Raw genomic sequence first — 20,537 nt, 5'->3', positions numbered from 1 at the left:
TGTCAATTCCCGCTCAACTGCTTTATAATAAACCATAGCGCCGGACAGTTCAAACGATAAAAATCCGGCGCGGAAAAGTTTTTCGCGAAATTTTTTCGCGGTCTTTCGCAAAGGAGCGATCATTGGAAATGTCTTATCAGCGTCCCGACTGGGAAAGTTACTTCATGACTCTCGCGCTGGTCGCCGCGACGAGGAGCACCTGCCTGCGCCGCCAGGTCGGCGCCGTGATCGTCAGGGACGGGCAGATCATCAGCACGGGGTACAACGGCGCTCCCAAGGGCACGCCGCACTGCTTCGAGACGGGATGTCTGCGCACCAAACTGGGCATCCCCTCAGGAGAACGGCACGAGATCTGCCGCGGCTCGCACGCCGAGCTGAACGCCATCGCCCAGGCGGCGTCGGTCGGCGTTTCCACGGCCGGAGCCTCGCTGTACTGCACCCATTCGCCCTGTTCCTTCTGCACCAAAGCGATCATCAACGCCGGCATCCGCCGCGTCGTCTATCTTTATTCCTATCCCGACGAACTGGCGGAGAATCTGCGCCGCGAAGCGGGACTTACCGCCGAACACTTTCCGCCCGAACGCCTCGGCTGCATCAACGACTGCCTCGACCGGGCGCGCTTCAGCCTCGGCGACCGAAACGCCACGAAGGAGGGCTGCTCATGCTGCTGAAATTCTGCGGCGCCGCCAAAGAAGTGACCGGTTCCAATTATCTGCTCGAAGCCGGAGGGCATCGTCTGCTCATCGACTGCGGCATGCATCAGGGCGAGCGGGAAGAAGCCAACGACGATCCGTTCCCCTACGCCGCCGGTTCGATCGACGCGGTGCTGCTGACGCACGCGCACATCGACCACTCAGGCCGCATCCCCAAGCTGGTCAAGGAGGGCTTCCGCGGCAAAATTTACGCGACGCTGCCGACCATCGAACTGACCGAGATCCTCTGGGACGACTCGGTGCGCCTCATGCGCGAAGACGCCGAATGGCAGAGCGCCAAGAACGCCCGCCGCGGCCTGCCGCCCGCGGAACCGATCTACGGGCAGGAAGAAGCCGACGCCGCCAAGAAACTTTTCGCGCCCGTCAATTACGACTCGCGCCTCGAAATCCTCCCCGGCGTGTCGGTCCGCTTCCGCGACGCCGGACACATCCTTGGCAGCGCCATTTTGGAAATCCTCATCGAGGAAGAAGGGCGTATCGTGCGCCTTGTCTTCTCCGGCGACCTCGGCCCCATGCAGACCGTGATGGGACGCGCGCCGGCGGAGATCACCGACGCGGATTACGTCGTCATCGAGTCCACCTACGGCAACCGCGAGCACAAGGACAACCGGCAGACCCGCGAAGAATTTCAGACGCTGATGAAGGACATCTTCGCCAAAAAGAAAGGCAAAGTGTTCATCCCTACCTTCGTGGTCGACCGAGCCCAGCGCATCATGTACGAGCTGGAGCTGCTGCGCGGGCAGGGCGTGGGCGGCGGCATGCCGGTGTTCTTCGATTCGCCGATGGGCGTCAAAGTCAGCAAACTCTACGAGAGTCATCTCGACCTGCTGTCGCAGGAGATCCAGGCTTACCGCCGCGACGGCGGCAATCCCTTCTCCAGCGAGGACATCCGCTACGTCTCCACGCGCGAGGAGTCGCAGGCCGTCAATAACCTCGGCTTCGGCGTGGTCATGGCCGGCAGCGGCATGTGCAACGGCGGGCGCATCGTCCATCATCTCAAGAACGGCATCTGGAACCCCGACAACCACGTCGTCTTCGTGGGCTACCAGGCGCACGGCACGCTGGGACGCCGCATCGTCGACCGCGCCAAGACCGTGCGCATCGCCGGCGAAGTCGTCAACGTCAACGCGCAGATCCACACCATCGGCGGCTTCTCGGCCCATGCCGACCGCACCGACCTGCTCGGCTGGGCCGAACGCTTCCGTCCCACCATGCCGAAGTTCTTCGTCACCCACGGCGAAGCCGAAGCCGCGCAAAGTCTGGCCGAGGCCCTGAAAACGCGTGGCTTCGAGGCGCTGGTGCCCGAGCTCGATCAGGAAGTGGCGCTCGTGCCCCGCGAAGCCGGCCAGAAGCTCAGCGAGGCGATCGCCGACGCCAAGGCCGCGCCGCTTCCCGAGAAGATCGCCGAGACCGAGACGCCCGCCGATCCCGGCGGCGCGGCCGTCGCCGAGGAAAAAGGCGCGCCCGTTGCGAAAGTCGAAACGGCGCCCTCAGTCTCCGTTGCGGAGAAAACGCTGACGAAGGAGCAGAAGAAGACGGCCGAGAAAAAGGCGCGCCGCGCCAATCGCCGCGCCGTGAAAGCCCTCGAAAACATCAGCGACCAGATGCGCGAGATCTACGAAAAGGCCGGCAGCGGCGAGATCGCGGCCGAATCTCAGCCCCTGCTCGACGCCGTCGCCGTGCTGCTCGACTCGATCATCGCCCAGTCCGGCAAGGACGCGGCGAGAAATTAGAAAATTGCGTTGTCATCTGCTATAATCTGAACGAAATTTCAAACAGGGCGCGGCGGGGCTTCGCCTGAAAAAATCTCTGGTGGGGGAAAGGAATGGATACGATGGAAAAGTCACGGAAGTATTTGTTCGGCGGTTTAGCGGCGCTGACGGCCGCCTTCGTGCTGTTGCTTGTGGCCGGACGCGGCCAGGACGTCAAGGTCAAGGCGGAGCCGCGGGACGCCGTCGTGCTTTACACGAACGACATCCATTGCGGCATCGACGGTTACGCGAAGCTGGCGGCCTATCGCCGGCAGATGATCGAGGCCGGTTACGAGACGGCCGTCGTCGACGCCGGCGACTTCATTCAGGGCGAGATGGCCGGTTCGCTGACCAAGGGCGCCGACATCGTTGCGCTGATGAACGCCGTTCCCTACGATCTGGCGGTGCCGGGCAATCATGAATTCGACTACGGCACGGCGAACTTCCTCGCGCTCGTGCAGAAGTTGGCCGCGTTCCCCGTGCTGAGCGCCAACTTCGAGGACCTGCGCACGCACAAGCCGGTGCTGCCGCCCTGCAAGATCCTGACGCTGGGCGGTCGCCAGGTCGCCTTCGTCGGCGTCTGCACGCCTTCGACCTATACCTCGTCGACGCCCAGATACTTCGAAGACGAAAACGGCCGGCAGATCTACGGCTTCGGCGAAAAGGACTTCGTCGCCAAAGTCCAGGCGGCCGTGGATCGCGCGCGCAAAGAGGGCGCCGAGATCGTGATCCTGCTGGCGCACCTTGGCATCAACGGCATCAACGAAGGCTGGCGCTCCATCGACGTGATCGCCCGGACCCGCGGCATCGACGCCGTGATCGACGGCCATTCCCACGAGGCTTTCGCCGGCGAAGTCTACAAGAATGCCGACGGCAAGGACGTGCGTTACAGCCAGACGGGCAGCAAGTTCATGTTCTTCGGCAAGATGACGTTGGCCAAAGACGGCTCCATCCGCACCGAGCTGCTTCATCCCGGCGACGTCGACGAGAAAAAGAGCGAGGCGTCGCAGAAAGCGTACGCCGACGTGCAGTCCCTGATCGACCGGTGTCACGAAAAAGTGGCCTATCTGAACGAAAAGCTCGGCGTCGCCGAAGTGCCGCTGGCGATCGACGACCCCCGCACCGGCACGCGCCGCGTGCGCCTGGGCGAGTGCAGCATGGGCGATTTCGTGGCCGACGCCTACCGCGCCGTGCTCGGCGCCCAGATCGCCGTCGTCAACGGCGGCGGCGTGCGCGCTTCCGTCGACGGCCCCGACGTGACCCGCCTCGGCCTGATGAACGTCAATCCCTGGAACAATCCGACCTGCGTCGTCGAGATGCCGGGACAGACCCTGCTCGACCTGCTCGAGTTCAGCTGCCGCCATCTGCCCGATGAGGAGAACGGCGGATTTCTGCAGGTTTCCGGCTTGAGTTTCGAGGTCGAGCCGTCCCTGAAGAGCCCCGTCAAAATTGACGACAAGGGCGTCTTCGCGGGCGTCGACGAGACGGTGCCGCGCCGCGTGCGCAACGTGCGCGTGGGCGGCGGGCCGCTGCGCCCCGAGGCGGCCTACACCGTGGCCAGTTCGAAATACGTGCTGCTCGAAGGCGGCGACGGCAACGGCGCGCTTGCGGGCGTCAAAGTCCTGAAGGCCGAGGGCCTGCCCACCGACGCCGAGTGCCTGGTCAAATATTTTACCGAGGATCTGCATGGCAAGGTGAAGATGGAGAAGTACGGCAATCCGCTTGGCAGCGGCCGGATCACGATCGTCGAATAGCCGGCGCGGCGTGCCGGGGCACTGCTCGCTGGAACAAAACGACAGGAACGAAAATAAAAAGAGCGCGAACGACCGGATCTCATTCCGGTCGTCCGCGCTCTTTCCGTTTGAGACATCTGCCGCTGTTTCTTGATTGAAAGGCCGAACGCAAGGGCGCTGTTCGCGAGATCGTCCTCAGCGACCGGACTCCCTCGGGGCGCCGGGCGCTCACGGTTGAGCCGTTCTATCGAGAATCAGGGGCAGTATCCTGGCGGCAGCTTTTGTTTCCCCGCTCATCGCCGCCGAAGAGATCGCTGAAGATCTCTCTCACGGTCTGGATCTTGTTGACGCGCCACACGTTGGTGCCGCAGAAGAAGAGCCCTTCCTCCCAGTTGCCCTGGAGCGCCTGGATCAGGGCGCGGGCGATGCAGAACGTCTTGTGCGTGGCGCGGTAGACGCAGTGCGCCAGGCAGTTTGCGATGCAGGGGTCCTGGCGGTCCTCGTGACGGAGATAGCGCTCCACCATCGGGCTGCGCAGCGCCCGGCCGGGCAGCCCGCAGGGGCTGTTGATCAGCACCACGTCCTCGGGCTTGGCGTCGACGTAAGCCTGTTTGAAGACGTCGGAGGCGTCGCCCTCGGCGCTGGCGGCAAAGCGCGTGCCCATCTGCACGCCGCTGGCGCCCAGTTCGAAAGCGTGCAGCATCTCGGTGCGGTCGAAGATGCCGCCCGCGGCGATGACGGGAATGTTGAGCTTGATCTCTTTCAGCCAGTTCACGAGCTGCGGGATCACCGTCTCGAGCGAAAGCTCCTTGTCGTCGACCTGTTCGATCTTGGCGGCGCCCAGATGCCCGCCCGCGGCGTTGGGCGTTTCCACGACGAAGGCGTCGGGCGTGCGCCCGTAGTTCTTCACCCAGCGCCGCACGATGATCGAGGCGGCCTTGAGGCTGCTGACGATCGGTACGAGCGCCACGTTGGGGAAATCCTTGGTCAGCTCGGGCAGCTTGAGGGGCAGCCCGGCGCCGGAGATGATGATGTCGATGCCGGCTTCGCAGACGGCGCGCACCTGCTGCTCGTAATCCTGAAGCGCGCACATGCAGTTGGCGGCGAGGATGCCGCCTTTCGCCTTTTCGCGGGCCTTGGCGACGAAATCCTTGAGGGCTTCCACGTTCTTCTTGAAAAAATTGTCCACGTTGCAGGTCATGGTCGCCATGCCGATGCCGACGGTGGCCAACGTGCCGATGCCGCCTTCGGCCGCGACGGCGCCGCTGAGGCTGGGCCCCGAAATGAGGACGCCCATGCCGCCCTGGATGATGGGGAAGCGCGGCGTGTACCGGCCGATCTTCAAAGTTGGCAGTTTATCGAGAACCATACTTTTCTCCTTTCTCCGCGAAGAGGGGCGCGCGGAGTTCCATATGCCGTGCGAGACGGTTTTATAAATATAGGGCCTTTTGGCAGATTGTGCAAGCTCTTTCGTGTCGTTTCCCGCCGTGGCGGAGAAAAAAGTGCCCCCGCGCGGCGCGGGGGAGGAAAAACGTTCCGTGGACGGCCGCTCAGTCGACGACGCGGACTTTTCGCCCTTCGCGCAGGCCGCGCGCGCCGACGGTGACGATCTGATCGCCGGGCGCGAGTTCGCCGGTGATCTGGATGCGGCTGCCGCGAAAATCGCCCAGCGTCACGGGAATGCGGGCGATGTTGCCGCCGCGCCCGCAGCGCCAGACCCATGTGCGCCCCGACACGTCGCCCACGACCGCCTCGAGCGGAACGTAGAAGTTCGGATCGCCCGTTTCCCCGCCGATCAGGCTGGCCGTGACGTTCACCGCCATGCCCGGCAGGATGCGGGCGCTCTTCGGCTGCGGCATGGTGACGGTGACCGGATAAGTCTGCGTGCGCGGGTCGGACTGCGCGCCCACTTCCTTGAAGGCGACGCGGAACGACTGCCCGGGCAGTTCGTCGAGCGTGGCTTCCAGGTCGAGGCTGACTTTTTCGGAAAGGCGGAACATCCTGTTTTTTTCGTCGGCGACGGCGATGTTGGCGATGTCTTCTTCGGAGACGCGGATCACGATCTCGACCGTGTCGAGGTTCTGCAGGCTGGCTACGGGCTGCTTGGCCTGCACGTCCTGAAAGTTTTCCGCCATGCGGGCCACGATCACGCCGCCAAACGGGGCGCGCAGCTCCGTGTCGGCGAGCGCGTCCTGCGCGGCGGCGACGCTCGCTTCCGCCGTTTTCAGCGCCGAACGCGCCACGTCCAGCGCCGTCTTGTAACGATCGTACTGGGCCTGAGAGACGGACTGTTTTTTGTAAAGTTCGTCGTAGCGCCTGAAGTTGTTCAGCGCTTCGCCGTAGCGCGCCTGCGTTTGAGAAAGCCGGCTTTGGGCGTCGCTGAGGCGCGTGCGGAAGTCGCGCGGGTCGATGCGGCCGATCAGATCGCCCTTCGCGACGCGCGAGCCCATCTCGACGGGAAACTCCATCAGCGGCCCCGGCACGCGGAACGACAGGTTCACGCGCTGCGAGCCCTGGACGGTGCCGTAATAATGGCGCTGGGGATGCGAGCGGGCCGAGCCGAGAAACAGCGTCTTCACGGGAAGCGGCGGCTCCTCCGCGGCGGTCGGAGCGGCAAGGAGACTCAGCGCGGCGATCGCCGCAAACGTTTTGATGAAGGGCGTCCTCGTTTTCATGGTGAAGAAACTCCTCTTCCGTAGAAATGTCGATACGGCTAAGTCTAGCACGACCGGCAGCGCTTGTGAAGGGCCGCCGCTCCGCGTCCCGAAAACGGGGGGATCCGTCCGGACGGTCGCGCCGGGAACGCCGTTCCCTTTTGACAAAGCGGCGTTCTTGCCATACCATTGTGCTGTGAGCGAAGAGGGGGGGAAGCTGCGTGGCCTTTGACGATGACGAACGAGTGACTGCCGGCCCGTCCGCGGTCCGTGAGCGGGCGGTCGAAGCGGTGCGCCGGGCGCTGCCCGACGAAGAGAAGCTGCGGAAACTGGCGGAATTCTTCAAAATTTTCGGCGACCCGACGCGGATGCGCATCCTCTGCGCGCTGAAAGCGTCGGAACTGTGCGTTTACGACCTGACCCGCCTGATGGGCGTCTCTCAGCCGGCGGTCTCGCATCAGCTGGGGCTGCTGCGCGCGGCTCATGCGGTACGGGCGCGGCGCGAGGGCAAGACGGTTTATTACTCGCTCGACGACGAGCACGTCAGCGCGCTGCTCCGCGTCGGCCTCGAACACATCGGCCATCGTTTCTCCGGCGGCCGCTGACCGCGATCGCTCTTTATGAAGAAGGGAATACGATGCGCCGACACGAAGACATTGCCAGAGTGACGCCCTGTTCCTGCGGCTTTTCTCCTGAAGGGGCGAACGCGTCGTTTCATCGGGCGGGGGAGTTCCCGTGCGCCGCGGGATGGTGTATGATGGGGCGCGAGGTGATCGAAGTGGCGAAAACGCCGAAGACGAACGCCGTCCGCGAGGCGGAGCGGCTGCGCATCTCCGTGCTCGTGATCGAGTACGAAGCCGACGAGAGCGACCTCAGCGCCGCTCACGCCGCGGCCAGCTGCGGGGTGCCGCTGGAACGCATCTACAAGACGCTGGTGCTGCGGGGCGACGGGCGCGCCAAAGAGCTGCTCGCGGCCGTGATCCCCGGCGCGATGGAGCTGGATCTGAAAAAGCTGGCGGCGCTGTCGGGATACGATAAAGTGGAGTTGATCCACGTGAAGGAGCTTTTCGGGCTGACGGGCTATGTCCGCGGCGGCTGCTCGCCGTTGGGCATGAAAAAAAAGCTGCCCACGTTCCTCGACGAGTCGGCGCTGCGGCACGAACGCATCGCCGTCAGCGCGGGACGGCGCGGCCTGCAGATGGAACTTGATCCCCGCGATTTACAGAGAGCCGCCGGCGCGACGATCGGCGCGATCTCGCGCGAAGCGGCGAAAGAAGAGGAGAAAACATGGTGAAATGGGTTGTACTGGCGTTTCTGGCCGTCATGAACCTGGGCGCGTTCGCGGCCTACGGCATCGACAAGAAGATCGCCGAGCGCAACGGCCTGCGCGACGACGACGCGGACGCGCGCCGCATCAGCGAAAAAGCCCTGTTCCTGTGGGCGTTGTGCGGCGGCTCGCTGGGCGCGCTGCTGGGCATGAAAGTCTGGCGGCACAAGACCAAGCACTGGCACTTCGTGTGGGGCGTTCCCGCGGTCCTGATCGCCCAGCTGGCGCTGGGCGTGTGGCTGATCTGGAAATTCTAGGAGCCCGCCATGGAAGCCAAAGGTGAAAAACGGTCTTACACGTTTCGCGTGCGTTACGCCGAGACCGACCAGATGGGCATCGCCCATCACAGCAACTATTTCGTCTGGTTCGAGGCGGGGCGCTCCGATTACTGCCGCGACCTCGGCGTGCCCTATCCCGAATGGGAGCGGCACGGCGTTTTTCTGCCGGTCGTCGAGGCGCGCTGCCGCTACAAATCGCCGCTGCGCTACGACGAGCTGGCGACGCTGGAAGTCTTTCCCGTCGAGTGCGGCGCCGCGGCCATGACCTTCGGCTATCATCTGCGCCACGCCGACGGGCGGCTGGCCGCCGAGGGCTGGACGAAGCACGCCTTCGCCGATGCCGAGGGCAGGCTGATCCGCGGCGGGAACGAGTTCATCGAGCGGCTGAAGAGCGCGATCTTTTCCGCCTGAGGGGCGAAAAGCCGCGCGCAAAAATTTATATATTGTAAGACGACAGACACAACAGGGGGAATCCGAAGTGGCGGAAAGAACGCTCATTGCGGTCGCGTGCAATCTTGATTGTCCGGGGACGACGCCCATCGTCGGCGTGTACAATTCCTACACGGGAGCGCTGACGGAGGCGGGCGGCGCGCCGTTCGTCGTGCCGGACTCGACGGACGAGGCGCTGCTGGCGCAGTATCTGGACATGGCCGGCGGGCTTTTCGTGCCCGGCGGCATCGACGTCTGGCCGATGCTGTACGGTCAGGGGCCGGACGCCAAGCTGGGGCGGCTCGATCCCGGGCTCGACCTCTATCAGATCGCGCTGATCAAGCTGGCCCGCGCGCGGCGGATGCCGGTTTTCGGCGTGTGCCGCGGCGTTCAGATCATGAACGTGGCCCTCGGCGGCACGCTGATCCAGCACCTCGGCAACGACCCGGTCAGATTCGGCCACCAGCAGAACATGCCCGGCTGCTGGCCCAGCCACGAGGCGACGGCCGAAAAAGGCTCGCTGGTTGGCGCTCTTTTCGGCGAAAAATTTTCCGTCAACAGCTTCCATCATCAAGCGCTGGACGCCCTCGCGCCGGGATTCAGGGCCACCGCCTGGGCGCCCGACGGCGTGATCGAAGCGTTCGAGGCGGAGGACGGCTCGTTCTGCATGGGCGTGCAGTGGCACCCCGAGCGCATGATCCACGATTTCCCCGCCGACCTGAACCTCTTCCGGCGCTTCGTGGAGGAGGCGGCCAAATACCGCGCCGTCCGCCGCCGGGCGAATGGGAACGAAAACTGATCGGAAACAGATCGAAAACAAGAAGCGGCCGGAAGCCGATGAAAACTGACTCATCGGCTTCCGGCCGCTTTCGTTGTTCCACGTGGAACATTTACGATCGGTGAGTATCTCGCGCGATCTTTTGATACTAATTCTTGATAGAAAATATTAACATAGTTTCCGGGGCGCTGCGGAGGAGTTCAGTCGCTCGGGACTCCCTCGACCGCTGCGCGGTCTGCGCAGCCCGCTTCGTGAATCTCCTCCGCAGCGCCTCTGTATTCGGCATTTTAATTGAGAAATAGTATGACGTGCAGTCGAGCGTTCTCCTGGGAATTGGCCTCGCGAAGTATTTTTTTTTCGCTTTTCTTTGCGACTCCGCGTCCCCGCGGCGGCTTTCGTTTTGCCTCAGCTTATCATTCCTCCGCGATCTCGAAGCGCTTTTTGAGCTCGAAGGAATTTTTGCGGAAGGCGATCAGCCCTTCCTTCTGCATCCTCGACAGCTCCGCCGAGAGCGCGCTGCGGTCCGCCGCCAGATAGTCGGCCAGCCCCTGCCGGTCGAGCGGGATGCGGAAACTTCGCGCTTCCGCTTCCTGCGCGCAGTACGACAGGTAAGTCAGGATCTTGTCGCGGAGCGTGCGTCGCGAGATCACGGCGAGGCGCTGCAGCAACAGCAGATTTTTCCGCGCCAGGATGTGCATGAGATTGTCGAGGATCTGCCGCCCCTCGCGGTCGGGCGCGCCTCCCTCCAGCAATCTGGCCGGATCGCCGAAGAGCGCGCGGGATTTTTCCGCGGCGACGACGCCGACGGGCATTTCCGCGACGCCGGCGCAGGAGAACGCTTCGGCGAAAAGATCGCCGGGGGCCAGCGCTGCGACCACGGTGCGCACGCCCCAATAGTCTTCCTTCACGATCAGAGCGGCTCCCGACAGCAGGATGCCGAGCCCGCGCGGCGCTTCCCCCTGAAGCAGGATGGTCTGATCCCTTTCGTATTCCGCCTGGCGCGGCGACAGAGCCGCCACGGCGCGTTCCAGACGGTCCGCGGCGATCCCGGCGAACAGCGGACACTGAGCGAGCGCTTCGTAGTTCATCTTCGTCACCTCTTTGTTGTAAAAACAACAGACATCGTTGCCTCATCATAGTACACTGAGCGCACGATGTCAAAAGACGAGCGCCCGTTTTCGGACGGCGCGCGACGAATGGATCCGGGGGGATTTTCATGAGGAGAAAAATCGTCAAGATCGACCGCGACAAGTGCAATGGCTGCGGCGCGTGCGCCGGCGCCTGCCAGGAGGGCGCCATCCGGATGATCGGCGGCAAGGCGGCGGTGGTCCGCGAAGATTACTGCGACGGGCTGGGGAACTGCCTGCCGCATTGCCCGACGGGCGCCATCGCCATCGAAGAGCGAGAGGCCGTTCCCTTCGACGAGGCCGCGGTCAGGGCCGCTCAGGAAGCTCAGGCCGCGAAAAATGCCGAGCCCGCACGCGGCGGCTGTCCCGGCTCGACCGCGCGCGCCATCCTTCGGCCGCTGCCCGGCGGGGCCCCGCACATGTGCCCCGGCTCGATGACGCGCGCCGTTCAACGCGCCGCGGCGGAAGCGCCCGAAGCGGCGGGCGTTCCGGCCGACCTGCGCAGCCGCCTCGGCCAGTGGCCCGTGCAGATCAAGCTGGCGCCCGTCAGCGCGCCTTTTTTCAAGGACGCTTCGCTGCTGATCGCCGCCGACTGCACGGCGTACGCTTACGGCGCCTTTCATCGCGATTTCATCAAAAACCGCGTCGTGCTGATCGGCTGCCCCAAGCTCGACGAGGGCGACTACCGCGAGAAGCTGACCGAGATCATCAAAAACAACGAGATCAAGAGCGTGACGATCGTACGCATGGAAGTGCCCTGCTGCGGCGGCCTCGAAAAGGCCGCCCGCGCCGCGCTGATGGACAGCGGCAAGTTCATCCCCTGGCAGGTCGTGACCATCGGCGTGGACGGCCGCGTGATCGAATAGCTTTTTCGCCGAAAAAAATATCGCCGCAAAGCAAAGACGGCAGAGACGCCTGAACGAATCAGCGCGACTCTGCCGTCGCGTTTTTTGCCGTGGAGCGCTTCATGATGACGATAAGTAAACTGTCCTTTTTGACTTTCGTGAAGTCTGGTTGTATATTTGTCGCGATTTAAGCACTCTTTTTGATAAAGTCGGAGAAGGCTCCTTCTTCCGACGCTCAAGACCTCACAAGAGGAGAAAGGATCACAGTCAGTGGAATGCGAACGATGCGCTGCGAGCAAAGAGCAGCTGAACGAAATCGCCCTGCGTTTTCTGCCGCTGGCGAGAAAAATTGCCTGGCAGTATACAGGCCGCGGCGCCGAATACGAAGATCTGGTGCAGGAGGGCATGATCGCGCTTTTCGAGCTGGTGCGGCGCTACGACGAGGAACGACCGGCCCAGCGGCTGAGCCTGTTCATCTGGTACCGCCTGCGCGGCCGGGTGCGCGACGCCGCCGCGAGGCTGCGCCGGGATGGCGCCCACGATTCGCTGGAGCAGAAATTCGAGGACGACGGTTTCGACGTCCCTTGTGAAGAGGGCGGCTACGCCGTCTTCGAACTGCTCGAAAGCCTGCCGCCCCCCGAGCGCGAGCTGGCGCGCGGTCTGGCTTCCGGCCTGACGCAGAAGGAACTGGCCCGCCGCTGCGCCGTCAGCCAGCAAGCGCGTGAGCCGCCTGCGCGACAAGGTGCGGCGCGCTCTGGCAAGCTGAAAATAAAGAGACGGAACGCCGGCTTTCGATAGGTCTGATTATGAAAAAAATCGAGGCTGGCTTTGAGTTTTCATATATTGGTAAATTTTCAGAGTAAATGCAACCTCGTCAAAGTAAATGCGACGGGGTTGCATTTACTTTGACAGGACAAAAGCAGCAAGCAGTCATTACGAACACATAATAACGATCAAGATTGCGCTAACGGAACAAATTCAAGGGGATGAAAAGCTGTTACGAGGAAATTGTCCGAAAAAAGTGCATACAAAAGTGATCCTCAACTGAAAGCAAAATTTTCAGTTCAGAGTTAATGCAATCAAGAAATTAAAAAGGAGCCGTTATTTACCGGCGAGAAGAGTCCGCTTTAAACAGATATCCTGTGGCGGAATAAGTTCGAGTCCGAGTAAATGCAATACGTCCTCGCCATACAGGTTGATAAAGATCTCTGCAGGAGATTTTCCGTTAAATTTTTTCCTCTCGTATGAGTTTATATGAGACATCATCAGGTTGATATCAGTTTGGGATAAATTGTCGAAAGTTGTTCCCTTGGGAAGGATCCTTCGAATGAGAGTATGATTATTTTCAACCTTCGGTTTTTCCTGCGGTGCTTGTGGATTGCAATAGAACATATATGATTTTCTTTCTCCGTCCAGACCTTTTTCGATAGCCGTCGGATTGGAAAACTCTGTACCGTTGTCAGCAAGAAGGACCTGAAACATGGACTTATAGCGTTTCCTGCCCAGAAGAGTGAAGAGCATTGTAAAAATCTGCTCAACAGATTGAGCAGTATTTTTATCTCTCAAAAAGCCAGCATAAAGTTGCAGTTTCTTAAGATGACAGTCAGAAGAACTTTTCCTCCTGTGGTGCCAACGACACTGTCGATTTCGGTAATAAGCATGTCCGGATGTTTCTCCGAAAAAGAGAGAAAATCATTGTAGGTACGGCCTTCACGACATTTTTTATCCACCTTCATGTTATTTCTTTTTCCCTTTCTCTTCTTAAAACGGACAGCTCGGGGCAAGTCTATTTTCCGTGCCTCTAAAATACCCGAAAGCAGGAGCCGTCTGGCGGTACTTTCAGAACAGGGAACAGTATCTCGATTATTACGGATAATATGATAGAGAGACTGCCCCTGTTTGATGAGAGGAGAGAAAAAAGAATCAATATCTGCAAGCTCGGCATCGGAGATATTGAAGCCTTCACGAGCCTCATGCAAAGTTTTCTCGTAAGAGTCATTTGCAGATTTAGCAGAATAGATCCGTTTTTTTAAAGTGCAGCGGTGACGGTTGGGGCAGCCGTTACAGACATACGGAGGAACCGAAAGCTGCGGGCAGACCTCCTCCTTAAAGTCAGGACACATCGTATTACATCTTGAGCACCGGAAACACAGTGAACGGCATTTCGGAGAGGTGTTACAAAGGGAAGTAACGGAGCAGTCATACCGGTGAAGGCAGCAGTTTGCTGTCCGGCCATAACAGCCTTTGAAGACAGTCTCTGCATGTTTTCTGATCTCTCTGGAGATCGTACTCGGCGACTTCAGAACTGTTGAGGCAATACTTCTGAGAGATTCTCGCCGGTTGAGGGCGCTTTCAATGGCTTTTCTTTCAGCCAGAGTCAAATGTTTGTTCATGATGATGAACTCCTTTCCGAGATCTGTTGTCTCGTAAGAAAGGTCTTTCATCAATTCAGACTAATGCAAGCTTCTTTTAATTCAGATTTAATGCAACGGGGTACCGGATGTTGCGTTGCATTTACCTTGAAGAATTTCAGTTTTCATATATTTTGTCTTCCTCGTGAGAATGATTTGACAAAAATTCATAACTTGAGTAAAATAACACGTAGAAAGAGCGATGCTCTTTTGGCAAGTGCCCTGCCGCTTTGAGAGCAGATCATCGATGAGAAGCGCCCTGCCGCTTTGAGAGCAGATCATCATGAAAGGCGCGCTGCCGCCTGAAGCGCAGCTGTAGTGAAAACAGGAGGGGCTGTGGCCCCTCTCTTTTTATCTCTGACTTTGAGGCCCGCATTGATGGAAAAACTCAATTTTTACTACGTGGACTTTGCTTATACCAACTATTTGAAAAATGCAGAGATAGAAAAGAGGGGCGTAAGCCGCGTCCCTAACATGGATTATGGAGTAAGTCGAAAGAGAAAATTTTTATGCGGCGTTGTGCTTCAGGTGCGTGAAATGAACTATTACGTGCCTGTGACTTCTTTTAAACAGCAAAAGCCCGATAACTTCCTCATTCAGGCTGACAATGGTCAGATTGTCGCTTCGCTTCGGTTTAATTATATGTTTCCTGTTCCCAAAAGCGCACTCTCGCTCCGTTCCATAGACGACGAACCCGATCGAGCTTATCGTGCCCTGCTTGCGCAGGAATTGAGGTTCTGTATCAAAAATCAGGAAAGGATCCAGTATCTTGCCGAGCGCACTTACAAACGAGTGCTGTTGGGCAAGAATCCCGGACTTGTGGCCAACAGCTGCGATTTCCTCTTGTTGGAACACAAATGCCAGTTGTGGGTCACTCAAAACACAGACGGATAAAAAGCGGCGAGCCTCGAGTGAAGCGAGGTTCGCCGCTTTGCTTTTACCGTTTGAACGCGGGGTCTTTGCGCGAAGCGGACAGGTCGGCGTAGGTGTTGAAGGCGACGCTGTCGACGACGCGTTTTTGCTTTTTGTCGTAGACGACGATGTTCATGCCCAGCGACTGCGTGGAATATTCCGCGCCGTCGATCCGGATCGACGACTCGTAGCCGGCTTCCATGCCCGTGCTGACGAGCCCGATCTTCAGCCCCGCGGCGTCGATAGTTATGTCGATGCGGCCGGGCGCGCATTCTTCGTAGACCTTTTTGCCGCCGTCGCTGACGGCCGCGTAGCTCCAGCGTCGTTTGCCGGACAACGACAGGTCGAGCCCGAGCGGCGCGAAGAGCTTGCGGTGCGTTTCGGTGAGGCGGCGCGCGCCCTCGTCGAGCACGGAGATCAGCACGACGTGATCGGGATTGGCCAGCCGCCGCAGATAGCGGCAGAAGTCCGTTTCCAGAAAAAGCGGCGTCAGGTCGACGGACTGCGCGTGTTTTTGCCCCTGCCCGTCGATGAAGCCGACGTCGGCGGACGCCCCTCGCGCCGGCAGGGCGGAGATCACGCCGTCGAAACCGGCCGACACGGCGCGGTCCAGCGGCGCGATGCCCGCGCTTTCGGAACCGCCGAGCAGTTTGATTTTGAAGACCTGTTCCCACGGTGTCTGGAAGTAAAGGCGGCCGCCGGAGCGCGCGACGTATGGGCCGCCGGGCCAGGAGGCGAGGAACGCCCCCTTTTCGATGGGGACGCGGTGATCGACGGGGCAGTGGAGCAGTTTGGGCGCTTCGCCGCCGGTCCGCCGCGCCGTCTCGGGCTGTGCGCCCGCGAGCAGCGCCGCCAGTTCGGCCAACGGTATCGGCGTGGCACAGGCAGCGCGGTCGAGCGCTTCGCCGCAGGCGGGATCGAAGACGACGAAGTTCGTTCCCTGCTGCGCGCAGGCGTATTCGAGGCCGTTCACGCGGATCGACAGCCGCGCGCGCGTGCGCGACTGGGCGGCGGTGGCCTCGTCGTACGTGTTGAGGTCGAGGTAAACGCCGCCTTCCTCGCCGTCGAAGTGCAGCGCCGTACCGGGCACGCCGCGCTGAAGCGTGAGGATCTGCCCGTCCCGCATGGCCAGTAGGCCGGGCTTTTGCTCCGGGGCGTTGACGGCGGCGAGGATCAGCGCCTTCGACCGCGACAGTTTGCGCGCGTAGGCGTAAAAATCCTGCTCCTCGCGCAGCGGCGCGCTTTTCGCCGCGGGAAGGAGGCTGAACGGACGCACGTTTTCCGCGCCGCCGCGCCGCCAGCCCGCTTCCAGATATTCAAGACCGGCTCCGTCCAGCGGCGCGGCGGCCCAGCGGAATTTTTGGTCGGAAGCGCGGCGCAGCTCGCGCGGCGTCAGTTCGACCGTCTCTCCGCCGCGGCGGGCGCGCAAAATCAGATCTTTTGCGGACAGTCGGCCGTCCAGCAGCTTGCAGAAGAGCGTGTCCCGATGGCAACAGACTTCCATCGCGCCCGCGAAGGCGACGCAGGGCGCGCCGCCGTCCAGCACGATACGCTCGTCCTGCGGCACACCGCCGTCTTCGGCGGCGTACCGCCACTGCGCCGCCGTCCGCAGCGGCGTTTCGAAGGCGGCGGCGAGCGGCCGGTCCTTTTCGTCGACGAATTCCAGCCGCAGACGGTACGTTCCTTCCGGCGGCACGGGGATCGCCGCCTGCAGGTATTCGGCGTCCTGCGGCGGCAGATCGCGCGGCAGCGGGAACGTGCGCGCGTATTCCGGCATGTTGCGGCCGTCCGCGGCGCAGACCGACGCGCGGATCCGCAGCGGCGAATCTCCCGCGCCGGACAACAGGCTGTCGCTTGAATTGAAGACCGCGCACTGAAAAGCGCCGCTGCCGCCGGTCCTCATGAACAGTTCCGGTTCGGAAAGGGCGAGGCGCGGCGCGCCCGCGGAAAAGTCGTTCGTCTTCAGCGGCGCGCGCCGGTCGGGCTTCCCCTCGGGACGCTTGAAGAAACGGTTGTAGCGCGCCGACGTCTTGCCCAGCTCGGCGACATAAGCCTTTTCGCCCAGTTCCTCGATCATCGTCGGGCGCCCGCTGAACAGCGACGTGCCGATGCCGAAGCGGCGCCCGGGCAGGGACGCGCCGATGGCTTCGAGAATCGTCGGCGCGAAATCCGGCGCGCTGAAAAGTCGTTCGATCCCGCGCTCCGGGCGCGGGATCGCGTTGATGAACAGGTTGAACACGGCGCGTCCGTCCCCCAGCGGGCGCCCGGCGACCGTGTCGCCCATCCAGAGGTGGTCGCCGAGAACGACGATCGTCAGGTCGCGGGCGAACGGCTGCGCCTGCACCCAGTCGATGAATTCGCCCATCATCAGGCTGCCGGCGCGGATCACGTCGCGGAAATCGTGCCAGCGCGTTTCCGGGCGGACGTCGGGGTCGAGGAAGTAATACGTGTCCGGCCCGTGCGTGTCGAGCGTCTCGACGAAAAAGGCGTAGGGCGCGCCCGAAGCGGCGCGCAGCGCCAGATCCTCCTTGAGCCGCTCGTAAAGATAGCGGTCGCGCAGGCCCCAGCCGTTGCCGCGGTTCTGTTCCACGTCGGAACGGTACTGGCTGAACCAGCGCAGATCCTTGACGACGGGGCGCGCCGCGTGCGTGCGGATCAGGTTTTCGATGCCGCCGAACGAACAGTCGCTGGAAAACATGAACTCCAGCGCGTAGCCGCTGCGCTCCAGCACCTCGAAGATGCTCAGCGCTCCGGGCAGGAACGACTCGTAGTCGCCGTAGTCATTGTGCCCGATCGGCAGCAGCAGCGGCAGCCCGAAGTCCGAGGCCGTCACGCCCGCCGTTGTCCAGGTCGTGCCGCGTACCTGGCGGAAACCCTTGAAATGGAGATGCTCCTTCCGCAGCCGCGCCAGCTCGGGCAGCAGCGGGGCGCCCATGACCGCCGCGTCGTTGAACGTGTCTTCCATGGATTCCATGTGGATCACCAGCAGATTGCGCTTGGCGCCGGGGAACGACCAGCGTGCGTCCTGCGGCTCGGGCACCGCGTCGAACAGCGCCGTGGTCTGGAACTGGCGCAGAACGAACCCGGCCACGCCGACGCTCCGCTCCGCGTACAGCGCGAATCCCGCCAGAGCCAACGCCGCCAGCAGCCCCGCCCCGCGCCGTCCGCGCCGCAGGCAGAAGCCGCAGAACAGTCCGTACAGCGCCGTGACCGTCGCCGCGCCCGCGGCCGCGGCGAAAATGAGGCGGCGCAGGTTGGCGTCGACGCCGCCCGTCAGCGGCACGTTCAGATGGAACAGGATCTGCTCCATCGACACCGGCCCCCAGACCCGGCGCATCAGCGCCAGCGCCGCCGCCCCCGCCGCCGCGAAGGCGAAAACGCCCGTCAGCGCCGCGCCCTTGAAAAAACGCGCATGATTTTTTATGAATGGCATAAACATGATCTCCCGGTTGAATGTAACGTGGCGGAACGGTTATTTATACCGATTCCCGACAGAAAATATTGGTATGGCTCGCAACGTCCTTGAGTTTGGCTTTTCAATCAAGAAATAGTATCAGTATCGGAATATGTCCGAAATCTTGAGAACAACTCACGCACGAGTAAACGAAACGGCAAGGCGCCGCCGCAATATCCGCGGCGGCGCCTTGCCGTTTACGCCAAATGGCGGACGCGAGTTTTACTCGCAGATAGCGAAAACACGGACAGGAAGTCCCGTCGCTCCCTTGATGTTGGGATACCCCGCGAAAAGGAGCGCGCCGGCGGGCGGGAGCATATCAAGATTGCAAAGCACTTCTATCTGAAGTTTGCCCTGCTGAAGGACATATCTCTCGCAGGCTAGGTCGCCAGCCTTCGCCGCTTCGGCCGACGCATCGGTGTCAAGGGACTCGTGCCCGTTCGCAGCCGCGGAGCGGAACTCGTAGATATATTTGAGCGCAGGCAGCGACCAACCCGGGAAGTTTTCTGAGCCGTCCTCTTTTATTTTCGTTCCGGAGAGGGCATCCATGTCGGGCCAATTTTTGCTCCAACCCGTATAAAGAGCCACAAACGCACCGTCGGGTATGGCTCCGTATTTCGCTTCGTATTCCTTAATGTCGTCTACCGTCACGGCATAGCAGGGATCGGCTTTTACCTTTTTCGAAATGTCGACGACGCAGAGCGGGAACACGCAGTCTTTCACGCCGAAGGCTTCCGACAGCGGTGCGCCTTTAACGAAATGCCCGGGGAAATCTATGTGTGTTCCGAACTGCCCAGGAAATTTAAAAGTCTGAATGAGACATTCAAGCATCGGATTGTCCCAGTCGAACACAGTTTTGCAGAGTTCGACGGATCCATCCGGTATGCCGCTCCAATAGGGGCTTGTATTATCGAGAGGATGCGAAAGGTCTATCCAGCGCAGCTTTTTCAGTTCCTGAAGCTCGTTCCAAAGCTTATACACAGAAGATCCATCCTTTCAGTAATAATATTCATTGTTCGCTAACTTATTCAATTATATTTTACCTCTGTTCGAAAAACAAGTGTCTTCTGCGCGGATTTTTTTCTTGGCGCATGGCTGGGATGCCACGCTTGGACAGGGATACGTTGAGCATAAGGGACTTGCAAAATATAAACGATCAGGCCAAAGTTGACGCGGGAGCTTCGGGCGCCGCGGCAGGCGCGGCGACGTCGCCGAAAGTCCGCTCCGCGCCCTTGGCGCCACGTCGGCTGCGAAACGGGAGAGCGGGATATTGTGTTTTGATGTATTATATTTCTGTGTCAGGCTTGCGTCGGAAAGAATGCTGACTGTAAAAAAATCAATCGCGACGGGGCGCGCTGCGTTTTTTCGCCGCGGGAGACGTTGCCCGGAAAAGCCGGACGATGGGAACGACAAGGAGAGGGCTCGATGAGTTTGATGACGCTGGCCAGCGGCGCCTCGCTGTGGAGAGGATACGAATACTATAAGGAAGGGTCCTTTCGTGCGAGAAGACCGGCGATCTCGAAGCGAGCGGGAGCGTGCGCGGGAGCGGCACCGTCTACGAAGTGCGCATCGACGCGGAGCATCCGCGCAAGTCTTCGTGCACCTGTCCCCATGCCGCCGGCCGGCGCGTGATCTGCAAGCACATGATCGCGCTGTTCTTTGCGGCGTACCCGGAGAAAGCCCGGGAATACTACGACGACATCGTCAAATACGAAGAGGAAGAAGAGCGGCGTCGGGAAGAGCTGGACGAAAAACTGCGGCGCTACATCGACGGACTGTCCAGGGAAGAGCTTCGGCAGGAGCTTTACAGCCTTTTGTGCGACTGCGAAGACACATGGATATTTGAGCAGTTCGCGCGCAACCACCTTGACCTTGACTGGTGAGATCTCGCAACGAAAGCCGGCGAAGGCTTTGCGACCCCGACGGCAGTCCGGGATAAACGACGTCGCGCTCGTCGCGTTTTGAACTGTTCCTTCAAAACATGACGGGCGCGACATGTTCTTAATGAGCCCCTTGATGTTTTTATCGCAGCGACTTCTTCCCCCAGTTCCAGGAATCGCGGCACATGCGCTGATGTTGCTCAGACTAATTCTTAATAGAAAGTATTAACATAGTTTCCGGGCGC

The 20,537-nt window shown here is 61.0% G+C and carries 19 protein-coding genes; 12 read left to right on the top strand and 7 right to left on the bottom strand.

Annotation, left to right across the window (positions count from 1 at the left end; all coding sequences use genetic code 11):
* Positions 1-128 precede the first annotated feature (128 nt).
* The 3 genes from RAH42_RS07370 to RAH42_RS07360 all read left to right on the top strand — a co-directional run bounded on the left by RAH42_RS07370 (position 129) and on the right by RAH42_RS07360 (position 4,218).
* Positions 129-671 carry a cytidine/deoxycytidylate deaminase family protein gene (locus RAH42_RS07370; protein ID WP_078016777.1) on the top strand — a complete coding sequence of 181 codons (543 nt, stop codon included), beginning with the start codon at positions 129-131 and terminating at the stop codon, positions 669-671.
* Complete coding sequence (locus tag RAH42_RS07365; protein ID WP_078016776.1) at positions 662-2,446, top strand: MBL fold metallo-hydrolase RNA specificity domain-containing protein; 1,785 nt, start codon at positions 662-664, stop codon at positions 2,444-2,446. The genes RAH42_RS07370 and RAH42_RS07365 overlap by 10 nt, the downstream gene beginning before the upstream one ends.
* 101 nt (positions 2,447-2,547) lie before the next feature.
* Positions 2,548-4,218, top strand: a complete 1,671-nt coding sequence (locus RAH42_RS07360) for a bifunctional UDP-sugar hydrolase/5'-nucleotidase (protein ID WP_168170091.1) — start codon at positions 2,548-2,550, stop codon at positions 4,216-4,218.
* 223 nt (positions 4,219-4,441) lie between these two features.
* On the opposite strand, the gene RAH42_RS07355 is transcribed toward RAH42_RS07360, so the two are convergent.
* Together RAH42_RS07355 and RAH42_RS07350 are read right to left on the bottom strand one after the other, a co-directional pair.
* On the bottom strand, positions 4,442-5,566 hold the full coding sequence (locus tag RAH42_RS07355; RefSeq protein ID WP_120372535.1) for a nitronate monooxygenase family protein: 1,125 nt from the start codon (positions 5,564-5,566) through the stop codon (positions 4,442-4,444).
* A gap of 181 nt (positions 5,567-5,747) precedes the next feature.
* A complete protein-coding gene (locus RAH42_RS07350; protein WP_078016773.1) occupies positions 5,748-6,872 on the bottom strand; it encodes an efflux RND transporter periplasmic adaptor subunit in 1,125 nt (374 codons plus the stop codon).
* A gap of 200 nt (positions 6,873-7,072) precedes the next feature.
* Between RAH42_RS07350 and RAH42_RS07345 the strand changes: the two genes are divergently transcribed.
* From RAH42_RS07345 to RAH42_RS07325, 5 genes are all read left to right on the top strand, one after another.
* Positions 7,073-7,456 carry a metalloregulator ArsR/SmtB family transcription factor gene (locus RAH42_RS07345; RefSeq protein WP_078016771.1) on the top strand — a complete coding sequence of 128 codons (384 nt, stop codon included), beginning with the start codon at positions 7,073-7,075 and terminating at the stop codon, positions 7,454-7,456.
* A 32-nt stretch (positions 7,457-7,488) separates the two neighbouring features.
* Positions 7,489-8,145: a Cys-tRNA(Pro) deacylase gene (gene ybaK, locus RAH42_RS07340; protein ID WP_078016770.1), complete on the top strand. Its 657-nt coding sequence runs from the start codon at positions 7,489-7,491 to the stop codon at positions 8,143-8,145.
* On the top strand, positions 8,139-8,435 hold the full coding sequence (locus tag RAH42_RS07335; protein WP_078016769.1) for a DUF1294 domain-containing protein: 297 nt from the start codon (positions 8,139-8,141) through the stop codon (positions 8,433-8,435). The genes ybaK and RAH42_RS07335 overlap by 7 nt, the downstream gene beginning before the upstream one ends.
* Before the next feature lie 9 nt (positions 8,436-8,444).
* Positions 8,445-8,867, top strand: a complete 423-nt coding sequence (locus RAH42_RS07330; RefSeq protein WP_078016768.1) for a thioesterase family protein — start codon at positions 8,445-8,447, stop codon at positions 8,865-8,867.
* 67 nt (positions 8,868-8,934) lie between these two features.
* On the top strand, positions 8,935-9,684 hold the full coding sequence (locus RAH42_RS07325; RefSeq protein ID WP_168170090.1) for a gamma-glutamyl-gamma-aminobutyrate hydrolase family protein: 750 nt from the start codon (positions 8,935-8,937) through the stop codon (positions 9,682-9,684).
* A 392-nt stretch (positions 9,685-10,076) separates the two neighbouring features.
* On the opposite strand, the gene RAH42_RS07320 is transcribed toward RAH42_RS07325, so the two are convergent.
* Positions 10,077-10,751: a Crp/Fnr family transcriptional regulator gene (locus RAH42_RS07320; protein WP_078016766.1), complete on the bottom strand. Its 675-nt coding sequence runs from the start codon at positions 10,749-10,751 to the stop codon at positions 10,077-10,079.
* Between the two features lie 128 nt (positions 10,752-10,879).
* On the opposite strand from RAH42_RS07320, the gene RAH42_RS07315 reads away from it, so the two are divergent.
* Together RAH42_RS07315 and RAH42_RS07310 are read left to right on the top strand one after the other, a co-directional pair.
* The gene (locus RAH42_RS07315; RefSeq protein ID WP_078016765.1) at positions 10,880-11,656 is read left to right on the top strand and encodes a 4Fe-4S binding protein; all 777 of its coding nucleotides are present in this window, start codon (positions 10,880-10,882) and stop codon (positions 11,654-11,656) included.
* A 249-nt stretch (positions 11,657-11,905) separates the two neighbouring features.
* Positions 11,906-12,433 (top strand): sigma-70 family RNA polymerase sigma factor, encoded by a 528-nt coding sequence (locus tag RAH42_RS07310; RefSeq protein WP_078016764.1) that lies wholly within the window; start codon positions 11,906-11,908, stop codon positions 12,431-12,433.
* Between the two features lie 303 nt (positions 12,434-12,736).
* Here the strand turns inward: RAH42_RS07310 and RAH42_RS07305 are convergent, their stop codons facing one another.
* Positions 12,737-13,156 (bottom strand): hypothetical protein, encoded by a 420-nt coding sequence (locus RAH42_RS07305; protein ID WP_317539164.1) that lies wholly within the window; start codon positions 13,154-13,156, stop codon positions 12,737-12,739.
* Between the two features lie 41 nt (positions 13,157-13,197).
* Positions 13,198-13,758, bottom strand: coding sequence for a hypothetical protein (locus RAH42_RS07300; RefSeq protein WP_317539163.1), 561 nt, complete (start codon positions 13,756-13,758; stop codon positions 13,198-13,200).
* A gap of 666 nt (positions 13,759-14,424) precedes the next feature.
* Between RAH42_RS07300 and RAH42_RS07295 the strand changes: the two genes are divergently transcribed.
* A complete protein-coding gene (locus RAH42_RS07295; RefSeq protein ID WP_078016922.1) occupies positions 14,425-14,940 on the top strand; it encodes a type III toxin-antitoxin system ToxN/AbiQ family toxin in 516 nt (171 codons plus the stop codon).
* A 43-nt stretch (positions 14,941-14,983) separates the two neighbouring features.
* Here the strand turns inward: RAH42_RS07295 and RAH42_RS07290 are convergent, their stop codons facing one another.
* Both RAH42_RS07290 and RAH42_RS07285 read right to left on the bottom strand, forming a co-directional pair.
* The gene (locus tag RAH42_RS07290; RefSeq protein WP_317539162.1) at positions 14,984-18,391 is read right to left on the bottom strand and encodes a hypothetical protein; all 3,408 of its coding nucleotides are present in this window, start codon (positions 18,389-18,391) and stop codon (positions 14,984-14,986) included.
* A gap of 243 nt (positions 18,392-18,634) precedes the next feature.
* Positions 18,635-19,393, bottom strand: coding sequence for a cyclase family protein (locus RAH42_RS07285; RefSeq protein WP_078016920.1), 759 nt, complete (start codon positions 19,391-19,393; stop codon positions 18,635-18,637).
* Positions 19,394-19,947: 554 nt separating this feature from the next.
* Between RAH42_RS07285 and RAH42_RS07280 the strand changes: the two genes are divergently transcribed.
* Positions 19,948-20,295, top strand: a complete 348-nt coding sequence (locus RAH42_RS07280) for an SWIM zinc finger family protein (protein ID WP_078016919.1) — start codon at positions 19,948-19,950, stop codon at positions 20,293-20,295.
* Positions 20,296-20,537 lie beyond the last annotated feature (242 nt).

It is taken from the genome of Pyramidobacter sp. YE332, assembly GCF_033060595.1.
GTDB lineage: Bacteria > Synergistota > Synergistia > Synergistales > Dethiosulfovibrionaceae > Pyramidobacter.
Note: the sequence above shows the minus strand (reverse complement) of the source record. Positions and strands in the feature narration are given on the sequence as shown.

Bases quoted from the DNA above. Each gene is read 5' to 3' on its own strand.
- RAH42_RS07370 (WP_078016777.1), top strand. From the start codon at position 129: ATGTCTTATCAGCGTCCCGACTGGGAAAGTTACTTCATGACTCTCGCG.
- RAH42_RS07365 (WP_078016776.1), top strand. From the start codon at position 662: ATGCTGCTGAAATTCTGCGGCGCCGCCAAAGAAGTGACCGGTTCCAAT.
- RAH42_RS07360 (WP_168170091.1), top strand. From the start codon at position 2,548: ATGGAAAAGTCACGGAAGTATTTGTTCGGCGGTTTAGCGGCGCTGACG.
- RAH42_RS07355 (WP_120372535.1), bottom strand. From the start codon at position 5,566: ATGGTTCTCGATAAACTGCCAACTTTGAAGATCGGCCGGTACACGCCG.
- RAH42_RS07350 (WP_078016773.1), bottom strand. From the start codon at position 6,872: ATGAAAACGAGGACGCCCTTCATCAAAACGTTTGCGGCGATCGCCGCG.
- ybaK (WP_078016770.1), top strand. From the start codon at position 7,489: ATGCGCCGACACGAAGACATTGCCAGAGTGACGCCCTGTTCCTGCGGC.
- RAH42_RS07335 (WP_078016769.1), top strand. From the start codon at position 8,139: ATGGTGAAATGGGTTGTACTGGCGTTTCTGGCCGTCATGAACCTGGGC.
- RAH42_RS07330 (WP_078016768.1), top strand. From the start codon at position 8,445: ATGGAAGCCAAAGGTGAAAAACGGTCTTACACGTTTCGCGTGCGTTAC.
- RAH42_RS07320 (WP_078016766.1), bottom strand. From the start codon at position 10,751: ATGAACTACGAAGCGCTCGCTCAGTGTCCGCTGTTCGCCGGGATCGCC.
- RAH42_RS07315 (WP_078016765.1), top strand. From the start codon at position 10,880: ATGAGGAGAAAAATCGTCAAGATCGACCGCGACAAGTGCAATGGCTGC.
- RAH42_RS07305 (WP_317539164.1), bottom strand. From the start codon at position 13,156: ATGCTCTTCACTCTTCTGGGCAGGAAACGCTATAAGTCCATGTTTCAG.
- RAH42_RS07300 (WP_317539163.1), bottom strand. From the start codon at position 13,758: ATGTGTCCTGACTTTAAGGAGGAGGTCTGCCCGCAGCTTTCGGTTCCT.
- RAH42_RS07295 (WP_078016922.1), top strand. From the start codon at position 14,425: ATGGAAAAACTCAATTTTTACTACGTGGACTTTGCTTATACCAACTAT.
- RAH42_RS07290 (WP_317539162.1), bottom strand. From the start codon at position 18,391: ATGCCATTCATAAAAAATCATGCGCGTTTTTTCAAGGGCGCGGCGCTG.